The sequence below is a fragment of the Streptomyces laurentii genome (assembly GCF_040635425.1).
GTDB classification, from domain to species: Bacteria; Actinomycetota; Actinomycetes; order Streptomycetales; family Streptomycetaceae; genus Streptomyces; species Streptomyces laurentii.
Genome location: NZ_JBEYHT010000098.1, coordinates 1 through 17,911, shown reverse-complemented (window position 1 = coordinate 17,911; position 17,911 = coordinate 1). Strand labels below are relative to the sequence as shown.

The 17,911-nt window shown below is 70.2% G+C and carries 24 protein-coding genes and 1 pseudogene; 10 read left to right on the top strand and 15 right to left on the bottom strand.

What is annotated here, in order from left to right:
- Positions 1 to 269: hypothetical protein (locus ABZ693_RS34740; RefSeq protein WP_359885481.1), on the top strand; the 269-nt coding region annotated here is incomplete at its 5' end.
- A gap of 278 nt (positions 270 to 547) precedes the next feature.
- Here the strand turns inward: ABZ693_RS34740 and ABZ693_RS34735 are convergent.
- From ABZ693_RS34735 to ABZ693_RS34680, 12 genes are all read right to left on the bottom strand, one after another.
- Positions 548 to 3,022 (bottom strand): hypothetical protein, encoded by a 2,475-nt coding sequence (locus ABZ693_RS34735; protein ID WP_359885480.1) that lies wholly within the window; start codon positions 3,020 to 3,022, stop codon positions 548 to 550.
- A gap of 144 nt (positions 3,023 to 3,166) precedes the next feature.
- Positions 3,167 to 3,442: a hypothetical protein gene (locus ABZ693_RS34730; RefSeq protein ID WP_359885479.1), complete on the bottom strand. Its 276-nt coding sequence runs from the start codon at positions 3,440 to 3,442 to the stop codon at positions 3,167 to 3,169.
- A gap of 57 nt (positions 3,443 to 3,499) precedes the next feature.
- Positions 3,500 to 4,567 (bottom strand): conjugal transfer protein, encoded by a 1,068-nt coding sequence (locus ABZ693_RS34725; protein ID WP_359885478.1) that lies wholly within the window; start codon positions 4,565 to 4,567, stop codon positions 3,500 to 3,502.
- A 192-nt stretch (positions 4,568 to 4,759) separates the two neighbouring features.
- Positions 4,760 to 5,149: a hypothetical protein gene (locus ABZ693_RS34720; RefSeq protein WP_359885477.1), complete on the bottom strand. Its 390-nt coding sequence runs from the start codon at positions 5,147 to 5,149 to the stop codon at positions 4,760 to 4,762.
- Between the two features lie 2 nt (positions 5,150 to 5,151).
- Complete coding sequence (locus ABZ693_RS34715) at positions 5,152 to 5,493, bottom strand: hypothetical protein (protein WP_359885476.1); 342 nt, start codon at positions 5,491 to 5,493, stop codon at positions 5,152 to 5,154.
- 3 nt (positions 5,494 to 5,496) lie between these two features.
- Positions 5,497 to 5,745 carry a hypothetical protein gene (locus tag ABZ693_RS34710; RefSeq protein ID WP_359885475.1) on the bottom strand — a complete coding sequence of 83 codons (249 nt, stop codon included), beginning with the start codon at positions 5,743 to 5,745 and terminating at the stop codon, positions 5,497 to 5,499.
- Between the two features lie 11 nt (positions 5,746 to 5,756).
- The gene (locus tag ABZ693_RS34705; protein ID WP_359885474.1) at positions 5,757 to 6,137 is read right to left on the bottom strand and encodes an RRQRL motif-containing zinc-binding protein; all 381 of its coding nucleotides are present in this window, start codon (positions 6,135 to 6,137) and stop codon (positions 5,757 to 5,759) included.
- Positions 6,138 to 6,218: 81 nt separating this feature from the next.
- Complete coding sequence (locus ABZ693_RS34700; protein ID WP_359885473.1) at positions 6,219 to 6,524, bottom strand: hypothetical protein; 306 nt, start codon at positions 6,522 to 6,524, stop codon at positions 6,219 to 6,221.
- The gene (locus ABZ693_RS34695; RefSeq protein ID WP_359885472.1) at positions 6,521 to 6,823 is read right to left on the bottom strand and encodes a hypothetical protein; all 303 of its coding nucleotides are present in this window, start codon (positions 6,821 to 6,823) and stop codon (positions 6,521 to 6,523) included. The genes ABZ693_RS34700 and ABZ693_RS34695 overlap by 4 nt, the downstream gene beginning before the upstream one ends.
- A 6-nt stretch (positions 6,824 to 6,829) precedes the next feature.
- Positions 6,830 to 7,051: a hypothetical protein gene (locus tag ABZ693_RS34690; protein ID WP_359885471.1), complete on the bottom strand. Its 222-nt coding sequence runs from the start codon at positions 7,049 to 7,051 to the stop codon at positions 6,830 to 6,832.
- The gene (locus ABZ693_RS34685; protein WP_359885470.1) at positions 7,048 to 7,191 is read right to left on the bottom strand and encodes a hypothetical protein; all 144 of its coding nucleotides are present in this window, start codon (positions 7,189 to 7,191) and stop codon (positions 7,048 to 7,050) included. The genes ABZ693_RS34690 and ABZ693_RS34685 overlap by 4 nt, the downstream gene beginning before the upstream one ends.
- Positions 7,188 to 7,592 carry a hypothetical protein gene (locus ABZ693_RS34680; RefSeq protein WP_359885469.1) on the bottom strand — a complete coding sequence of 135 codons (405 nt, stop codon included), beginning with the start codon at positions 7,590 to 7,592 and terminating at the stop codon, positions 7,188 to 7,190. Before ABZ693_RS34680 ends, ABZ693_RS34685 begins: the two co-directional genes overlap by 4 nt.
- Positions 7,593 to 7,839: 247 nt before the next feature.
- Here ABZ693_RS34680 and ABZ693_RS34675 point away from each other — a divergent pair, with 247 nt between their 5' ends.
- From ABZ693_RS34675 to ABZ693_RS34655, 5 genes are all read left to right on the top strand, one after another.
- A complete protein-coding gene (locus tag ABZ693_RS34675) occupies positions 7,840 to 8,598 on the top strand; it encodes a GntR family transcriptional regulator (RefSeq protein WP_359885468.1) in 759 nt (252 codons plus the stop codon).
- A gap of 2 nt (positions 8,599 to 8,600) precedes the next feature.
- A complete protein-coding gene (locus ABZ693_RS34670; protein WP_359885467.1) occupies positions 8,601 to 9,176 on the top strand; it encodes a GNAT family N-acetyltransferase in 576 nt (191 codons plus the stop codon).
- 355 nt (positions 9,177 to 9,531) lie between these two features.
- On the top strand, positions 9,532 to 13,137 hold the full coding sequence (locus ABZ693_RS34665) for a DUF927 domain-containing protein (protein WP_359885466.1): 3,606 nt from the start codon (positions 9,532 to 9,534) through the stop codon (positions 13,135 to 13,137).
- A 6-nt stretch (positions 13,138 to 13,143) separates the two neighbouring features.
- Positions 13,144 to 13,797, top strand: coding sequence for a hypothetical protein (locus ABZ693_RS34660; RefSeq protein WP_359885465.1), 654 nt, complete (start codon positions 13,144 to 13,146; stop codon positions 13,795 to 13,797).
- 167 nt (positions 13,798 to 13,964) lie between these two features.
- Positions 13,965 to 14,228: a hypothetical protein gene (locus ABZ693_RS34655; RefSeq protein WP_359885464.1), complete on the top strand. Its 264-nt coding sequence runs from the start codon at positions 13,965 to 13,967 to the stop codon at positions 14,226 to 14,228.
- Between the two features lie 149 nt (positions 14,229 to 14,377).
- Here ABZ693_RS34655 and ABZ693_RS34650 read toward each other — a convergent pair whose 3' ends face one another.
- The 3 genes from ABZ693_RS34650 to ABZ693_RS34640 form a co-directional block, all read right to left on the bottom strand.
- A complete protein-coding gene (locus ABZ693_RS34650; RefSeq protein WP_359885463.1) occupies positions 14,378 to 14,572 on the bottom strand; it encodes a hypothetical protein in 195 nt (64 codons plus the stop codon).
- Between the two features lie 247 nt (positions 14,573 to 14,819).
- A complete protein-coding gene (locus ABZ693_RS34645) occupies positions 14,820 to 15,569 on the bottom strand; it encodes a hypothetical protein (protein WP_359885462.1) in 750 nt (249 codons plus the stop codon).
- Positions 15,570 to 15,606: 37 nt separating this feature from the next.
- A complete protein-coding gene (locus ABZ693_RS34640; RefSeq protein WP_359885461.1) occupies positions 15,607 to 16,128 on the bottom strand; it encodes a hypothetical protein in 522 nt (173 codons plus the stop codon).
- Positions 16,129 to 16,375: 247 nt separating this feature from the next.
- On the opposite strand from ABZ693_RS34640, the gene ABZ693_RS34635 reads away from it, so the two are divergent.
- The 4 genes and pseudogenes from ABZ693_RS34635 to ABZ693_RS34620 form a co-directional block, all read left to right on the top strand.
- On the top strand, positions 16,376 to 16,660 hold the full coding sequence (locus tag ABZ693_RS34635) for a hypothetical protein (protein ID WP_359885460.1): 285 nt from the start codon (positions 16,376 to 16,378) through the stop codon (positions 16,658 to 16,660).
- A 497-nt stretch (positions 16,661 to 17,157) separates the two neighbouring features.
- Positions 17,158 to 17,361, top strand: a complete 204-nt coding sequence (locus tag ABZ693_RS34630; protein ID WP_359885459.1) for a hypothetical protein — start codon at positions 17,158 to 17,160, stop codon at positions 17,359 to 17,361.
- Positions 17,362 to 17,437: 76 nt separating this feature from the next.
- Positions 17,438 to 17,779 carry a hypothetical protein gene (locus ABZ693_RS34625; RefSeq protein ID WP_359885458.1) on the top strand — a complete coding sequence of 114 codons (342 nt, stop codon included), beginning with the start codon at positions 17,438 to 17,440 and terminating at the stop codon, positions 17,777 to 17,779.
- Between the two features lie 29 nt (positions 17,780 to 17,808).
- A pseudogene (locus ABZ693_RS34620) lies at positions 17,809 to 17,911 on the top strand (proton-conducting transporter transmembrane domain-containing protein); the annotation flags it as partial.

The following is a 17,911-nucleotide window of genomic DNA, read 5'->3' as shown; positions in this document are numbered from 1 at the left end:
AGGTGTGCCGTCGCATGGTCCAGTGGGGCGTGGTGTCCGGCGTCGTCCTCGGCACCCTGATCGTCCTGGCCCGCCCTCTCTTCGTCCCGCTCTGCCCAGCCGGGCCAGAGAATTCGCGGAGCGAATTCAAATTGAAGGCCATTTGGAACGCGCTTCGCGCATTCCTGGGCGGGTTTCTGGCGCGTTTATGGCCACGCCAGAAAATCCGAATTCGAATTCTTCGCGCTTCGCGCTCAGAGGCTTTAGATGTCGAAAGGGAGGGGTTCTGAGGCTTCTTTTTGGCGCTGTCGAATTCGACAATTCAGGCATGAGTCTGGCCAATTCGAATAACCTTCTTCGAATTCCCCACCACACTCGGGGCACTTTCCACAGTGCAGATCTCCGCACATTTCTCCGCAGTTTTCACACGTATTTTCTTCTTGCATTTCAGACTTCTTTCTTCGAGGAATTCCGAATTGCCGAGAAAGGTATCAGAGTGGGTCCAGACATGCAAATAGGCACCCTCCGGAGAGGATGCCTACGGTTGCTATCGGGGCGTTTTCCCTGATCAGGGGGCTACGTTTTCCTGAGGCTGGTAGTAAGCCCGGATCTGGGAGACCGTGTACAGCTCCTTTCCGGGCTCGCCGATGCCCCGAGGGAAGTCGTCCTTGCGCTTTTTGTGTGCCCGCATGGTGTCGGCCTTGGGGATCCCGGGTTCGCCCTCCAGGCGCCGGGCGACCTCGGCCAGCGGGAGCAGCTCCGGGGGCGCGGTGGGGTCGTCCTGGGCCCTCTCGGGGGCTCCCTGGCCGCCCTGGCCGGGGATGAGCCGGAGCCTGTCACGGGAGGCTGTCACGTCGCCCTCGGAGCCTGTCACGCTGGCGCCTTCGCGTGACAGCCGACCTGCGGTTTCTTCCACCTGGCCTCCCTCAGGACCCTCGATCTGGCCCAGGTGGGCCTTGTCGCGTGACGCGCGCCTCAGGAGGGCCGGCTCGACCTCCGGGGAGTGCTCCGGCGGGGCCTCGTAGAGCCCGCGGGAGTCGTAGCCGTGGGTGGCGCGCAGCTCCTTGTAGTAGGCCGTCAGGAGCTTGTAGGCGTGCTGCTGGTTGTCGGCCTTGGTGAGTTCGGGGACCCACGGCACGTAGGGGGTCTGGATTCGGGTGACGTCTCCGGTGTCGAGGGCGAGGACCATTCGACCGGCCTTTTTCTGGATGGTCGGCATGGGGAAACTGGCGCCCATGATTCGCTTCCATTGGCGCTCGCTGTAGCTGCCGAGGATTTTGAACGGGAAGAGGGGGACGAGCGAGATACCGCCGAATTGGGTGTCCTTGAAGTCCTGGAATACGGCGATGATGTGGACGTTCACCTCACGGCCGAGTCGGAGGACAGGGGCGACCCCGTCACGCCAAATGGGGTCACCGGCCGGTGCGCCATTGTCCTTGTTGGCCGTGTATTCCTCTTTGAGGATATCGGCGAGGTGGTTGCATTCCTCAAGGATGAGATAGAGCGGGGGGAAGTCGGTCTGCGTCCCATTCTTCTTCTGGTAATTCCTCGCGTTGACCACGTCGGCTACCCACTTCAGGGTTGCGCGCATATCCCGGGGGGCCTGGGGGTTGATGTAGGCGTGGGTTCCCTGAATTCCGATCAGGGGCGTCATGCTGACCATTTTTCCGTCGATGACGACGACGGTGCCGCGCTTCATGAGCATCTGGATAGCGAGGAATTGGAGGAATGCGCTCTTGCCGCCGCCGGAGCCGACGGACATGGCCCAGTGGGCTTGCTCGTCGGACATCTTCTGGATGATCGGCTGGTCGAAGGTGTCCTGGCCGAGGTAGAACTCGTCCGGCCCGAGGGTGGCGAGGATCTGCTGGACCTTGGGGTCCCAGATGTCGACGGCGGTCGGGGGCTCGGGCTCGGGCTTGGGCGGGGCCGGCGGGGGCTTGTGGGTGTAGACGGCGGTGGCGTGCTCGCCGGTGAAGGAGAACCGCGCGACCCACTCCCCCGGCACGCGGCTGTTGATGAGCGCGGCGAGCTGCTGGCGCTCCAGCTCGGCGCCGCGGAACGTCCAGGGCAGGCGGATGGTGATCCGGGCGGCCGGGTCGGCGAGGCGGGCGGGCAGGTGGAGCCACTGCTCCCAGGGCTCGTCGGCGGGCAGGCCGAGGTCGTGAGCGAGGACGGTCCAGAGCTTCGGGCCGTAGACGACGTCGTCGCCGAGGGGCTTGGGCTTGTGCCGGGCGGCGGCGGTGGTGGCCGCTGCGACGGCGAGGACCAGGAGGAGGACCGTGGGGGTCCGCCAGGCCGGGACGAGGAGGCCGAGGAGGGCGGCGGTGGCGCCGAGGCGGGCCAGGCCGCGCAGGGCGTAGGGCCAGCAGTGCCAGGAGGTGGCGGCGCGGGCGAGGGTGGTGACGACGGGGGCGACGGTGCCGTGGATGGTCCGTACGACGCGGGCGACGGCCTTGTACCAGCCGTGGACGCGGCGGGCGGCCCGTGTGGTCCACAGGACGGCGCGCAGGGCCCTGTCGAGGGCGCGGGAGCCCTTGCCCTTGTAGGAGGCGATCCAGGCCGCTGTGTTGCGGGCCCAGGGGCTGGGCTGGCCCTTCTTGGTCAGGGAGATCTTGGGCGGGGCGGCGGCGATGGAGGCCATGGAGATGGTGGGGGCGGGCTTGGCGGGGCGGTCGGTGCGGGTGCCGGCCTTGAAGAAGGTGGCGGTGCTCTTCGGCTCGCCGCGCGTCTCGTAGCCGCCGTAGAAGCGGATGACGGCCCAGGGGGCCTTGACCAGGCTGACCAGGGTGTTCCAGGCGCCCTTGAGGGCCTTGAGCGCGGCCTTGTCGGCCTTCTGTCCGTCCTCGGCGGTCATGCCGCCCTTGGCGCCCCTGTGCTTGACCAGGAGGTAGGCGACGGCGGCGGCGCCGAGGAGGGTGACGTTTCCGCCGGGGAGGGTCTCGGAGAGCCAGTTCAGGATGCCCGTGGTGGCGTCGGCGGACCCGGTGGCGGGCGGCGGTGGCGCCTGGGTGTCGGCCGCGAGGGCGGTGGTGATGCTGTACATCGAGGGTCCCCTCGTTTGCGGAGGGCCCGCCGCCCGGCAGGTCGTCTCTGGCAGGAGTGGCCTGCCGGGCGGGAGCGCGTCGGTCGCTTGCTACAGGTGCGGATCCGGGCGGCGGTGTGACAGTCGCCGCCCGGTTTTTTGCTGCTAGAAGGGCGGGAGGGCTCCGCGCCGGCCGGTCGCGTCGACGTCGACCAGGAACGGGTCGTCCTGCTCCTGGCCGACGTCGACGGTGCGGGCGGCGGCCAGGGTGTTGGCGGCGAGCTGGGCGTAGACGTGGGCCATCTCGACGTGGAGGCCGGCGCGGGCGAGGGTCCCGGTGGGGTCGCTGGAGTTGACCGAGGCCTCGGTGAGGCTGCGGGCGCGGCGGAGGCGGTCGAGGGCGGCGTCGGTGAGGTCGGTGTAGGTGGGCAGGTCGTTCATGGCGGTGTGTCCTTTCGAGGGGCCCGGCCGGGGTGGGTGCCGGCCGGGTGCGGTGGGTTAGAGGTAGGGGCCGGAGACCTTGGCGGAGTCGGCCTCCTGCTCGGCGGTGGGAGCGGTCTTGGCCTCGCGCCAGTAGCGGGTGACGGTCTGCTGGAAGGTCCGGTCGTCGGCGTCGCGGTTGTGGCGGGTGGCGATGGCGGCGAGTACGTGCTGGATGTCCTTGACGCCGTCCTCGGCCATCCGGCGGACGTCGGCGGCGATGCTCGGCTTCTTGGTCTTCTCGGTCTGGACGAGTGCGAGCGACGGGCGGACGTTCTCGGTCTGTTCCTGCTGGTCAGAGCCGGTTACGGCCGGATATCCGTTCGCATCCTCGCGGATGGTGGACTCGTGGGTTCGCGGCGTCGTGGCGTCATCAGCGGACGCGGGAAGGATGGCCGGGACCTCGTTGGCGGATGCCGCGAGGAGCTCGGGGACGGGGGCGGACAGGCCGGGGCTGAACATCCGCTCCAGCGCGACTCCGGCGGATGCGGAGATCCGGTCGCGCTGGACGTCCAGCAGGTCGGCGCTCAGGGCGGTGTCGCCGTTGCCGACCATCCGCGCGAGCTTCCACGACTTGCGGACGGAGGCCTTGCGGGCCCGGTCGGAGGGATGGGCGGCGGCGCGGGCCTGGTGGTAGGCGAGGTCGCGGATGACGCGGGCGGCGCGGGTCTCCGCCTCCACGTCGCGGCCGTCCTGGTGGATGACGACGATGCGGGCAAGGTAGGCGATGGCCTCGGCGGCGGCGGTGATGGCCATGGGGGTGAGGGCGAAGACGATGGTCTGGCCCTTGCCGTGGGCGGCGGTGGCGCCCATGACGGCGGCGGCGGCGGGCAGGGCCCAGAGGCCGGCGCGGACGACCAGCGGGGCGGAGCGGCCGAACAGGGTGGTCACGAGGAGGACCAGGGCGAGGATCGCGGTGGCGCCTTCACCGGCGGCGAGGGCACCGAGGGCGGTCTCGCCGCCGTAGGCGGTGGAGAGGTTGTTGAAGGTGCCGATGCCGCCGAGGACGCCGACGGCGACCATGGGCACGACCGTGACGGCCAGGAGGTTCCGCTGCATCTTGCTGAGCTTGCGCTTGGTTTCCATCGGGTGTTTCTGCCTTTCAGGGGTCTGTGGTGGCGTCACGACGTTGTGGGGTCGTGACGCCACAAAGCGGCGTTCAGCGGCCCTGGGTGAGCGGGCCCGGGGGGACCTCATCCAGGACGCGGCCGGTCCGGCCGACCGCCCGGGGGTCGTCGGCGCACGCGACGATGAGCACTTCGTCTCCGGCCTGGAACATCACTTCGCCGCCTTCCGCAGGAGGCCGCCCGGGGCCTTGGCGGGCTTGGGGGTCTCGCGCAGGGCCTTGATGCCGGCGGCGACGCCGATGACGCCGATGCCGATCCCGATGCCGCCGTAGGCGAGGGCCTGGCCCATCGCGGCGACCGCGGGGGCGGCGACGACCAGGAGCACGGTGGCCGGGGTGCAGACGATGACGAGGCCGACGGCGGCCAGGAGGCCGTTGCGGAGCCAGGCCGGGATCGGCTGGGTCGGCATCTGCACGATGACCGGGGCCTGGGCCTGGGCGGGGAGGTAGACGGGCTGGCCCTCGGCCGTGTAGGCGACGGTCGCGCCGGGCGGGATCGCGGGGAGCTGCTGCGGGATGAACGGCTGCATCTCGTACGTCATGGTCAGTTCTCCTTGGGCAGGGCTCGGCAGGTGTCGGCGTGGGTCTGGGCCCAGGCGCGGGCCTGGATCTCGGCCGTCTCGCGGTCGGTGTCCGAGTCGCTGGTCCACTGCCAGTGGCCGGTGTCCGGGCAGCCGCCGCACTCGGCGAACGTGTTCCAGATCCGCTCGCCGTCGCGGCCGAGGTCGATCTCGCGGATGACGACGTGGGCGGCGCCCACCGTGATGTACCGGGCGATGACCGGCAGGGGCGAGGCGGTGGTGTCGTCGTCCTCGCCGAGGGGGGCCCATCCGGCCGCGATCTCGCGGGACTCGATGTGCTCCTGGAGCCAGGCGGGGAGCTTCACCGCTCAGCCCTCCATCGGGAGCGCGCGGCAGATGGCGGCGTGGGCCTGGGCCCACTCCCGGGCGTCCTCCAGGTTGCTGTCCTTGCCGTACCACCGGTTGTGCTCCTGCCGGACGCCGCAGCCGTTGCAGCGGCTCTCCCACGCGTCGGCGTCGAGCTGCGGCTTGGGGGTGATGTCGACGGTGGTCCCCGCGACGGTCAGGTACCGGATGCGGTCGGGGGTCGAGATCAGGGGGGTCGAGGTCGTGTTCATGCCGGTCTCCTTCATGCCGCGAGGACGGCGGTGTCGGCGCAGACGGGGCAGGTGCCGAGCGAGCGGGGGATGACGTAGCCGCGGTCGATGCGGCAGTCGGGGCAGGTACGGCGGGCGCGCATCATGGCGTGGTGGGCGCGCCAGCGGGCGGGGGTCATGGGGCGGACCGGGGCGGCGAGGGCGATGAGGTAGAGGTAGGCGGCGCGGACGGGGCGGGTGCGGGTGCCGGGGGTGCGGCGGCCGTGCCAGAGGATCTGGGCGGCGACGGGCTGGCCGGCGGGGCGGAGTCCGAGTGCGCGGAGCTGGCGGCGGGTGGCGAGGCCCTCGGGGGCGAGGCGGCGGGGGTAGGTGGGGATGCCGTAGGTCTTGCCGGTCGGGTCGTGGAACTTCACGGGGCACCTCCCTGGTCGGTGGGATGTGGTGGTGTCGTGGGCTCATGGCGTCACGACACCACCAGGTCGAGGCAGGGGTGTTCAGGTCTCGGGGTGGATGGTGGTCCAGCCCGCCCAGTCGGCGATCCGGTCGGCGAGTTCGAGGTAGATGTCCTGGAAGGAACGGCGGCCCTTCGGGCGGTGGACCCACCACATGCCGGCGCCGAACCCGGCGGCCAGGCCGACCGGCAGCACCGCCACGTACGCCTGGACCTTGTCGACGCCGACGGCGACGAGGGACTCGCTGAGGGGACCGGCGACGCCGAGGGTGACGAGGAGGACGATCAGCACGTCGGTGTGGGCACACAGCCACACCAGCGGGCGGGCGATCAGGCTCTTCACGGTCACCACCACCCCTTCTTCTTCGAGCTGCGGCGCTCGGCCTCGGCGGCGATCTCGGCGGCCTTGGCCTGCTGCGCGGCGGCCAGCTCGGCGGCGGCGACGGCCTCGGCGTCGGCCCAGATCCGGTCGATCGCCCGGTCGGCCATCGGCGCGTTGCGGCGCCGGATGCCCTGGGTGAGGGAGACGGCCGAGGCTCCGAAGTAGCGGGCGGCCTCGCCGCCCGACAGCGCGGTGGAGTCGCGGCGCTGGATCCGGGCGAGGCGGGCGACGGCCTCGCGGATCGCGCGGTCGGTCTGCTTGCTCATCAGGGGTCAGCCCTTCTTCGGGTAGGTGTGGTCGGCGGGCGGGTAGACCGCGACCTGGACGTCGGTCAGCAGGCCCTCCAAGACGATGCATTCGAAGGCGGTCACCACGGCGTCCCGGTCGGGGATGAGCGCGGTGTCGAACGCGTCGGCGGCGGCGTCCAGGAGGCGGCGGGTGCGGGCCTCGTCGTCGGCGGGGGTCTCACTGCGCGGGTCGAACCAGCCGCTCATCGGGCACCCCCGGCGGCGGCCTGCTGGGCGCGGATGGCCTCGGCGGCCTGGCGGGCGGCTTCGGCGGCAGCGGCGGCCTCCGCCGCGCGGGCCATGGCCTCGGTGGCAGCGGACTCGGCGGCGGGGTCGTAGGCGCTCATGCCGCCACCCCCGAGAACCGGGTCCGGCGGCGGTACGCCTCTGCGGCCTTGCAGTCCGCGCACGCGGTCTGGTTCTTGCGGAGGTGAGCGCGGTAGCCCCGGGGCGTCCCGCACCGGATGGGCTCCAGCCGCGCGGTCTTCGCCTGCTCGGGGAACCACTTCAGGATCTTGGGGGTGTCGTAGCCGACCTTCCTGGCGACGACCGACGCGGCGAAGCCCGCGTCCAGCAGGACGCTCGCGGCGTACCGGGCCTCGTCCTCGGTGAGGCGGGCACCACGGCGGGTGCCGGAGACGGCCCGCTCGACGGCTACGAGGTCGATGACGGCCAGGCCCTCGGGGCCGGCCATGAAAACGGTGGCCGCCAACAGCGGCATCTGCACGTGCTCGATACGATCCGACACAGGATCGCTCCCTTCTGGGCAAATCAGACGGGGTGATCTCAGGCCCTAGTCCGGTGGTGAGATACCGAACTAGGGCCGCATGCGTTCTCGCTCGCCACCACTTGAGTACCTAAGTTGCGGCGACACGACAGACCGTAAGGGCTTGGGTGATCCACCGTCAAGTGTTGAGTACCCAAGTTGGTCTGACTGCCTGAAACATGGCCGCGACTTGTGTACTCAACTTGATGATCGGTGTACTCTCCACCTCATGACCACACCGACCCCTCGCCGCCGCGCTACGGCCAAGTCCATCGCTGACGACCTGCGCACACAGATCACGTCCGGGACCCTCAAGCCCAACGACGTCCTGCCGACCAGCCGCGAGCTCGCCGACCTGTACGGCGTCACGCTCAAGACCGTGGGCTCGGGAATCGACATCCTGAAGGGCGAGGGACTCGTCATCGGCGAGCAAGGCGGCCGGCGCCGCGTCCGGGCAAGCCGCCCCATCACCTGGAACCTCACCAAGTTCGAGCGAGGCCAGCGGCGGGACTCAGCCGCTGGGGACGACTGGTCGACCGCCATCCGTGACGCTGGTCGCGACCCCGAGCAGCGCGTCACCGTGCACCTGGAGGCCGCCGATGCCGACGTGGCTGGGTGGCTCCAGATCCCCGTGGGCTCCGAGGTAGTCCAGCGCATAAGGCTCCGGACCGTGGACGGTCAGCCGTATCAACTCGCCACCAGCAGCTTCCCCATGGCGATCGCCGAGGGCACCCCCCTCCTCGAGGAAGGCGATGTCTCCCTGCCCGGCGGCATCCTCTCCGCGATCGGCCACCCGCAGCTCCGCATCCGAGACGAGATCAGCGTCCGGATGCCCTCACCCCAGGAATCCGAGCAACTCCAGCTCCCCCCGGGGACGCCTGTGGCCGAACACATCCGCATCGGGTACGGCGACGCCGGCCCCGTGCGCGTCATGGTCACCATCGCCCCCGGGGACCGGCACCGCCTTGTCTACGAGATGGAGGTCTAACCGTGCCGTACACCATCGAGCCCGCTAACACCGACGACATCACCCTCCTGATGTCGCTCCGTACCGAGGCAGAGAACTGGCTCGCCGCACAGGGATCCGACCAGTGGTCCGACCGAGAGACCGGGGCCGCCGCGATCTCGAAGTGGCGGGTGGCCATCGATGAGGGCCGCACCTGGCTGATCCGTGACGAGTCCCGCGACCTCACCCTCGGCACCGTCAGCCGCGGGCCAGCAGACATGGACTTCTGGACTGCGGCCGACCGACCTGAACAGGGCCTCTACCTGTACAAGCTGATGGTCCGCCGCGACTCCTCCGGCCTCGGCATCGGAAGCCTCGTCATCGACTGGGCTTGTCGGCTGGCAGCGCTGGAGGGCCGAGCTTGGGTTCGACTCGACTGCTGGCGGACCGCCACCGGCCTCCAGCGCTACTACGACTCCCTCGGGTTCGAACACGTACGGACCGAGGCGCCCGCTCACAGGAAGTCTGGCTGGCTCGGGCAGCGGAGGAGTCACGTCATCCTCAACGACTTGGCTCTCGAACCCGCCAAAGCTTCTGGGGCTATCCAGCTCCAGGCGTAAGCTGCACGAACAGTCAAACAAGATCCATAAACCCAAAAAAAGACCCGGTCAACGCGAAAACCCGCCCCGGACCCTCCACTGGCGTCGAAACCAGGACGAGGGGTCGAAATCCGGAAAGCGGGCTCACGTTGACCAAGCCGATAGGTCCATCGCCGAGTGTATGCCAGCGGTGGGGAGATTTCTCCCTACCTAACTGGTTGTTCTAGAACACACTCCTGTGGTGGGCCGCAGAGAGGACTCTGTGAGCACGACCACCGAGATCCCCCAGCAGGCGCCGCAGCAGAAGCCGCGCAAGGGGAATGTACGACCTCTGGGCCAGGGAGGACTCCCCCCGGGGTGCCGCCCGATCCCGGGTATGAAGCGGGGGTGGCTCTTCCAGGAGAGGACCCGCTCGATCCTCTTCCAGCCCACCCCGGACGACCACCCGATCCTGATCGGGTACGTCCCCGAGATCACCGCGACGATCGCGCACGTCACCGACGACGGCGAGTACATCCGTACCGAGTACCTCGCGCGCGGCCGGCGCCAGAAGAAGCCCCGGATCATCACCGAGGACGAGCTGGACCGCGGCACCTGGGCATCGAAGACCGGCAACCGCCGGCCGACCGGGAACGACGAACGCCACGCCTACGCGCGGATCATGCGCGAGCAGGGCGACCAGGCCCCCGAGGTGCCCGCCCGCACCCACTACGACGACGACGGCACCCTGATCTTCCCGACCGCCGAGTCCCAGACCCTCGGCTACCGCACACTGCGCGGGACCGAGCAGGCCGCCACCGACGCCTGGGAAGAGATCGGCCTGTGGACGCTGGCCTGCGGCAAGAGCGCCCTCGTCATGGGCGCGTTCTTCGCCGGGCCGGTCCTGGACTACCTCGACGTCCTGGGTCACATGGGCAACTGCCACGGCCCCGGCCAGCAGGGGAAGTCCACCGTCGCCACCGTGGCGTGTGCCCTGGTCGGAGACATCAAGCCGCGCCGTCAGCAGATCCTCATCACCTGGAACAGCTCCAAGCAGGGAATCACCCAGACCCTCCGCCAGCGGGGCCTCCTGCCGATCGGCCTGGACGAGCACTCCAGCTCCGGACGCCGGATCAAGGAGTCCTCCCGGGAGATCTCCCAGATGGTGTCGGGCGCCGTCCGCGCGATGGGCACCGCCGACGGCTCGCCCCGGGAGAACGACGGATTCTGGCACTCCTTCGCCCTGTCGACCAGCAACGAGCCGCTGAAGTTCGAGGGGCAGACCGAGGACCTGGCGACCCGTCTCCAAGAGTTCCAGGCCCCCTTCTTCCCCAACCTGATGGTGACCTCCGAGGGCACCGAGGCCGACCCCGACGACGAGAGCGCCGAGCACCTGTCCAAGCGCCTCAAGCGCCTCGCCAAGGACCACGGCGGATGGCCGCTGGAGTGGGCCATCGCCAAGGACATGTACCGGCCGAAGAACCTGGAGAAGATCCGCGAACTCCACCTCCGGCTGTGCGCGAAGCATCGGCCGGCGGGCGGCGGCATCGCCGCGACGATCGCCGAACTGCACATGGCGTGGGTGGTCGGCGCTCACATGCTCGCTGTCGCCATCGGCGTCCCCGGCCTCGGCCAGGCCGCCGAGCAGGAGGCCGCCCGCCGTCTGGGCAAGGCCATCGAGGCCGCCGACGAGGCCAACCTCTCCGACCACGAGAAGCTGTGGAACGCGCTCGACGCGCTGCGGATCGAGTCCACCGCCTTCCCCGAACTGGACAAGCTGCCCTCGGCTGCCGAGGAAGGCTTCCGCCGGCTGCGCGGCTTCACCGACTCCGAGAAGGGCCAGTGGTGGGTCGTGGACCCCGCCGTCCGTGAAGCCGCCGCCTCGGTCGAGATCGACAACCTGACGGCCGCCCTGCGGGCCCTGGACGACCTCGGCGTCCACCTCCGGGGCCTCGGGAAGCACGCCCAGCGCCAGCTCCCGAAAGCGATCCGGGGGAAGGGCCTGGGGCTGAGGATGCACTGCTTCGACGTCCGGAAGGCCGCCGAACTGTTCGGCGACCCGGAGCTCGACGAGGGCTCCGAGGACGGCTCCGAGGGTGGTGGCGGATCGGACTTCCCGAGCGGGAACCACCCCGGGAACCACCCCGGAACCACCGGGGTGGTTCCGGCTGGCGAGGCTCTGACCAGCGAGGGAACCACCGGAACCACCGGAACCACCCTGGAGCTGTTCAGCATCTCTAAGGAGAACGGAACCACCCCCGAGGACAGCACTGGCAACGGCGCCTTGGACGGGGCATCGGCGACGCGCGCTGATGCCCCCGACGCCCGGGTCGCCCCGCTGTACCCGCCGGCCCGGCTCACGTCGCCGGACGAGGCCGGGTGTGACCGGTCGTGGGCCGACCTGGTGCGGCGGGCGAAGGGCCGGACCGCGTCCGCGCTGCGGCTCGGTGTCCTCGGCGACGGCCGCCTGCTGCTGCCCAACCACCAGCCGGTGACGGTGCCGGTGCCGACGCACGTCGACCAGGTGCCCGCGCTGATGCGCGCGTACGGGCTGAAGACCCTCTACCTCCACGAGGAAGCGCTCGCCTCGATGGGGCTGCCGACCCTCGGCGAGCGGATCGCGCTCGGGATCGCCCAGAAGCGGGCGGCCGAGGGCGTCGGCCCGGACGAGTACGTCCGCCGTCCCGGCGCGCAGACTCCCGTCGCTCACCCCTGGGCCACCCCGGCCGAGGGCGGGCCGATCGCCGAGATGCGTTCGGAGGCCGCGCTGTCCGCGTGGATGACTCTCGTCCTGGCCGACGAGAGCGGGCTGGACCGGCGGCTGTCCGTCGCCGTCCCGGCCTGGGAGGACCGGATCAAGAAGGCCGGATCGCCCCGCCTCGGCGGCCTCGGCGGACCGGAGACCCCCGAGGTCCTGCTGGACACGCTGATGGTCTGGACGCTGTCCACCGCCCACGGCAACCAGGACTATCCCGAGGTCCACCCCTACTACGGCAGCCCGAACAAGACCGCCGAAGACCTCGCGGGCGGCACCGGCCGCACCGACGTCCTGTGCGACGCCGTCCGCCGGCGCCTGGTGCCCCCGGCCGACCCCAAGAACCCTTCCGGGCGGATCCCGACGATGGTCCCGCAGATCTGGGAGAAGCCCCTGTCCGCCTTCACCTCCGCCCAGCGGGCGGCGGCCTGGATCCAGGAGTACGACAAGACCGCGGCCTGGCTCCCCGCATTCAGCAACGTCCGCCTCGGTGTAGGCGAGCCGGTCCACCTCGAGGACGGAGCGACGTACGACAAGCGGTTCGCCGGGTACTGGCGGATCGCCGAGATCCCCGGCACGGTCGCGATCGAGGGCCTGCCGCCGCTGCTGTTCAAGGAGGCCGTCGAGGGCGGCTACTGGGTCGCGACCCCGAGCATGGACCTGCTCCTGGAGCTGTGGCCCGACTGGCGGCCCGAGGTCCTCGAAGCCTGGGTCTGGACCGATTCGAAGCGGGCCCTGGAGGGCTTCTACCGCAAGGTGAAGACCTCTCGCGAGCGGATCGTCGCCGCGATCGAGGCCGGCCGCCCCGGCGCGAAGTTCGCCAAGCAGCTCAACGGCTCGATGTACCAGTCCTTCCGCGGCTACCTCGCCCGCGCCGACGGCCCCCGCCTCGACCACACCACCGGCCAGCCCTACGCCAAGGACATCTACTGGCGCCCCGACTGGGCGTCCATGCTCCTGAGCCACGCGACCGCGAACATGTACCGCAACCTCGTGAAGTTCGCCCGCGAGGAGGGCGTCACCCCCCTCTACGTGAACGTCGACGCCGCCGGGTTCGCCAGCGACCAGGCCGACCCCGAGCTGGCGGCGCCCGCCGCCATGCAGCTCGGCTCCCTCGGCGGGCAGTGGACGGCGGAGAACACCGCCCCGATGGCCGACTTCCTGCCGCTCTTCGCGGAGGTCACCGAGACCCGCAAGGCCTACATCCACAAGAAGATCGAGCAGTACACCGCAGAGCGGGGGGAGTGACCAGTCATGGCCAAGTGGTGGAAGCCCTTCGGCAAGAAGGACAAGGAACAAGGCCCGCCGGAGACGCCTCCGACCCCGGCGGCACCGACCCCGGCGGCACCGACCCCGGCGGCACCGACCCCGGCGGCACCGACCCCGGCGGCACCGGCACCGGCGGCACCGGCGCCGCCCCCCGAGAAGCCCCCGGCCCCGGCCGAGGAGAAGAAGCGCAGCTTCTTCGGCCGGCTCGCCGACAAGGTCACCGGCAAGGCCAAGAAGGAGAAGGCCAAGAAGGAGAAAGCTGAGGCCAAAGCTGAGGCTGAGGCTGAGGCCGAGGCGCCTCCGGAGGCACCGCCCGAGGCGCCGTCCGCGCCGCCGTCCGCCCCTCCGGCCGAAGAGCCGGAAGCCGCGGGCGGCGGTCCGGCCGCACCCGAGAAGGAGCGGCACTTCCCGTCCAGCATCAGCGCCAGCGCGTACGGCGACTGGGTCATCTCCGCCAACAAGTGGTACGGCGAGATGAGCGGCACCCTCACCGGCTCCTCGGTCAAGGAGTTCGTCCTCGCTCACGAGAAGGGCAACTGGACCCGCTGCTGCGAGCTGATCGCCGAGGTCTGGGACAGCCCCGCCGCCGACATCGTGGACGTCTACGCGTCCAACATCGAGGCAGTCACCTGGAGCTGACCAAACCGATCCCGGGGGCCCGCACCACACGGTGCGGGCCCCCTTCGTGGCGTCGTGACGTCACGACGCCACGGACTCACCGCATCTTCAGGTGATCAGGCCCCACAAGGCCCCTCCAGGGGTGCAGGATGATCCCCGAGGCCCATATCCCACCCAGGAGCCCAGACATGACCGAGTCCACCCTCCAAGAGCAGACCGCGACCCTCCTCGTCGGCGCCTACCGCAGCCGGTGCTCTCACTGCCAGAAGGGAGCCCTCCTCTCCGACACCCACCACCACCGCGTCGCCCCCGGCTACCCCCGCGCCCAGCGCCAAGAGGCCGGCTGCGGCGCCCGGTTCACCGCGACCGCATCCACCGAGATCTCCCTCACCCACGCCGACCTCACCGACCTCCGCCCCGACCTCCCGGTCCTCTCCCAAACCCGGGACTAGAACCCGCCCAGACGAGGAGGCCCCCGCCGCGTGCCGGTGGGGGCCTCCTGCTGCACCTGCATCGACCGGGCTACCCCGGGGCTGCCCCGGGGGCCCGTCCCGGCCGTACGACGTCGAGCACCAGGACGTCGAGCACGACCAGACCGCCGTCACCCGGCCGCCGCCTCGACCTCGGCCGCCCACCGCCCGTACGCCTCCAGCCAGGCCGGGAGACTCGGCCGGTACTGGATCAGCTCCGCCCACTCAGCGTCGGTGAGCGCGGTCCGGATCATCCGCGCCTCAAGCATTGCGAACTCGTCCGCGGCGGTCTCGGTCTCGGTCTCGGTCTTGGTCTTGTCGTCCATGCCCGGACCAACGACCACGGCCGCGATCCAGCACGCGCCGGGACGGTCAGCCCAGGACTGTGGCCCACCGCGCCAGAGCCTCGGGCAGCTCCTCCGCCTGCACCCGCTCTGCCCTCCACGCAGAGTTCCCGTGCGGGAACCACCCCGGGAACCACCCCGGAACCACCCGGGTGGTTCCGGCTGGCGAGGCTCTGACCAGCAAGGGAACCACCGGAACCACCGGAACCACCCTTGTTCGCCCTAACATCTATATGGAGGCGTCGGGCAAGCCCCGGGGGAGCGGCCGGCTCGGCGATGCGGGCAGGATCGGCAGCCTTCGGCCCGGGATCCAGACGCCTCTCCTGCCCTTCCGGAGCCGATGGCCGTTGAGGACAGCATGGATCTGCTGCTGGTCGAGGCGGCGCTCGGCCAGCAACTCCCGAGTAAGGGTGTCGACGGCGGCCTGCGCGGCGGGATCGGCCAGGAGAGCAGCCGCGTCGACCAGGGCCTGGCCGATGTCCGTGATGTAGCCGTCGGCAACGAGACGCTGAGCGTTGATCAGATCTCCGAGGCCGCACAGCTCCCGCAAGCACCTGCCCAGCTCGGGGTGCGTGTGGCCCGCGCGCTGCAAGCGCGCCAGCTGGTAGGGCACCGCGCCCACGCTGACCAGCGTCACCTCCTGGGCATCGGCGGTCCCCACCGAGCTGTATCCGCCGGCCGCGCTATCGACCCTGTTCCCGGCCAGGGAGACCCGGGTCGGGGTCAGGCCCACCAGATGCGCCAGGACCACGTGCACCGCCTCATGCACGGCCGTCGACTCCTCCCACACCTCATCCGGCAAAAGCGCGTGGCACCACGTCTCGGCCCGGGTACCAGGCCGGTACTCCGCAGACCGCCCCGGGTTGGCCCACAGGAAGCCCCGGTGGACCTCCCTGTGGAGTCGGTCGACGTCGGCCGGGGTCAGCTCCGAGAAGTACCGGACGTCGACGGTCATCCCGTAATACAGCGTCATGGACATGCGTGCTCCCTCCCCGCCCCCGGTCGGGGCCGCCGGGTCAGTGGGTGATGTCCCCGGTCACCACGGCGACCAGGACCGACCTGATCACGCTCACCGTCCGCGCGTACAGGCTGACCACCTCCTGCCCGTCACCGAGCAGAGCGTCCTCCCACGGCTGGGTGTCGCGGTAGTCGGCCGTCTCCCCCCTACGTGCCTCGGGCCCGCCGGCGGCCCACGCCTCCTGGAGCTGCCGCGCGTACGGGAGCACCGGGACGGCCGCCGCCAGCATCAGCTCGACCAGGTCGACCATCGGGGACCCGCCGGGGAAGCGAGCGCGCGCCGCCGGCAGCAACTCCCGCTCCACCCGCTCGACAACAAGGCTCACGACCGTGAGGTACTCCAGCGTGGTCACCTCCCAGCGGCCCCTGCCCCGCGGGTAGCCCCTCGCAGCGGCCACGGTGACCGCGTCATACTCCGCGTCGATGAAGTCGCAGCCCAGCTTGAACTCGTCCCGGGTCGGCACCCACTCCATCCCGGTCAGCAGCCGCTCGATCTCACGAAGGTCTCGGGTCGTCGTCACCGCCCGATCATCCCAGCCCGCCGCTACCCCTCCATGGTGGTCCCACGACGTCATGACGCCACGAGCCCACCAATCGGGTGACCCCCTTGCCTGACTGTACGGAAGTCCATACAGTCCTCCGTATACGAGGTTCCGTACACCAATCCCCGCAGTACGGACCCATTCGTGGGCTCATGACGTCACGACGCCACGAGCCCACCACACCATCGAGTGACCAGGCCCCGCACGGGCCCTCCAGAGGTGCAGAATGACCACCGAGGCCCCCAACCAGGAGAAGACCACCCCCATGACCAGTGCCCCCACCCCCGAGTACGGCGCCCCGTACATCCCGACCACCACCACCAGGAGCACGACCATGACCCCCGACGCCGCCCTGGATCTGCCGCCCGGCACCACCATCGACACGTGCCCCGACTGCGGCGACACCCGCCTCAACCGGCCCGGCGCACTCGACCCCTGGAAGGGGCACTGGCCCGACGAATGTGACTCCCAGGCCCAGCAGGCAGCGGCCCAAGGGCAGCACCGCCACTGACCCCCCGCACCACGACGAAGGGGACCGCACCACACGGTGCGGTCCCCTTCGTCGTGCCCGCCGGCCTTGAGCGTCGGGGAGTGGACACGCCTCACCCTCTCTGGTGGTCCCACGACGTCATGACGCCACAAGCCCACACCGCCGCCGGCGGGCGAGCCCCACGAGCCTGACCCGCAGCCCCGACGAGGCCTCCTCCGACACCCGGCGGGGGCCTCATTCCTTGTGCTTCCCAAGAGAGTTCCCGTGCGGGAACCACCCCGGGAACCACCCCGGAACCACCGGGGTGGTTCCGCAAAATAGGCCCCTGACCTGCAAGGGAACCACCGGAACCACCGGAACCACCCTTCTTCGCCTCAGCATCCTTATAAGGGTGTCGCAGTGAGCCCCACGACGTCGTGAAACAGGAAACGGGCGGACCCCCCTTGCCCGCCTGTACGGAAGTCCGTACAGTTCTCTGTGTACGAAGTTCCGTACACCAACAACCACAGGAGAGACTCATGGCGTTCTTCAAGAAGAGCAACCAGCACATCACCTCCGAGAAGCTGGCCAAGATGTCCGACCGCGAACTCCGCCTCGCCGCCATGGACGCCGCCGACTACCACAGCGACTGGGACGCCGAGGACGCCTACCTCAACGAGGCCAACCGCCGGAACTACGACAACGACCCGGGCCCGAGCACCACCGGCCGCACCTCCTGGTAACCAGCCCCTCGACCCACCCACCCCGCCCCCCGGAGCCACGCTCCGGGGGGCTCGCCCCATTTCCAAGGACCCACTCGTGACCACCGACGACCAGACCTCCAAAGACCTCACCACCTGGCTCACCGACGCCACCGACACCCTCCACGCACTCCGCACCGGCACCACCCCCGACCACGGCTGGGAACCGGGCATCGAAGCCCTCGACCACCACCTCCTCCCCCGCCTCCACGGAATCCTCGACGCCGCCATCAGAGCCCACGCCGAGACCGGCGCAAGCCACGGCGACCTCGCCAAGGCCATGCACGTCAGCCGCTCCACCGCCCAGTCCCGCCGCAAGGCCATCCTCGACGGCCGCGGGCGCCCCTCCGAATGGGAGCAGTGGGCCACCGGCAGCGACCAAGACGCACCCGAGCAATAGCCGACCCGGCACCAGGCCCTGTGGTGAGCGCCGACCCGGCCGCCGCCGTCTTCCACCTCCTCACGCACGGCGCCTTCAAGGCGCTGCTGTTCCTCGCCGCCGGTACGGTCATCCACGCCGCCGGCACCAACT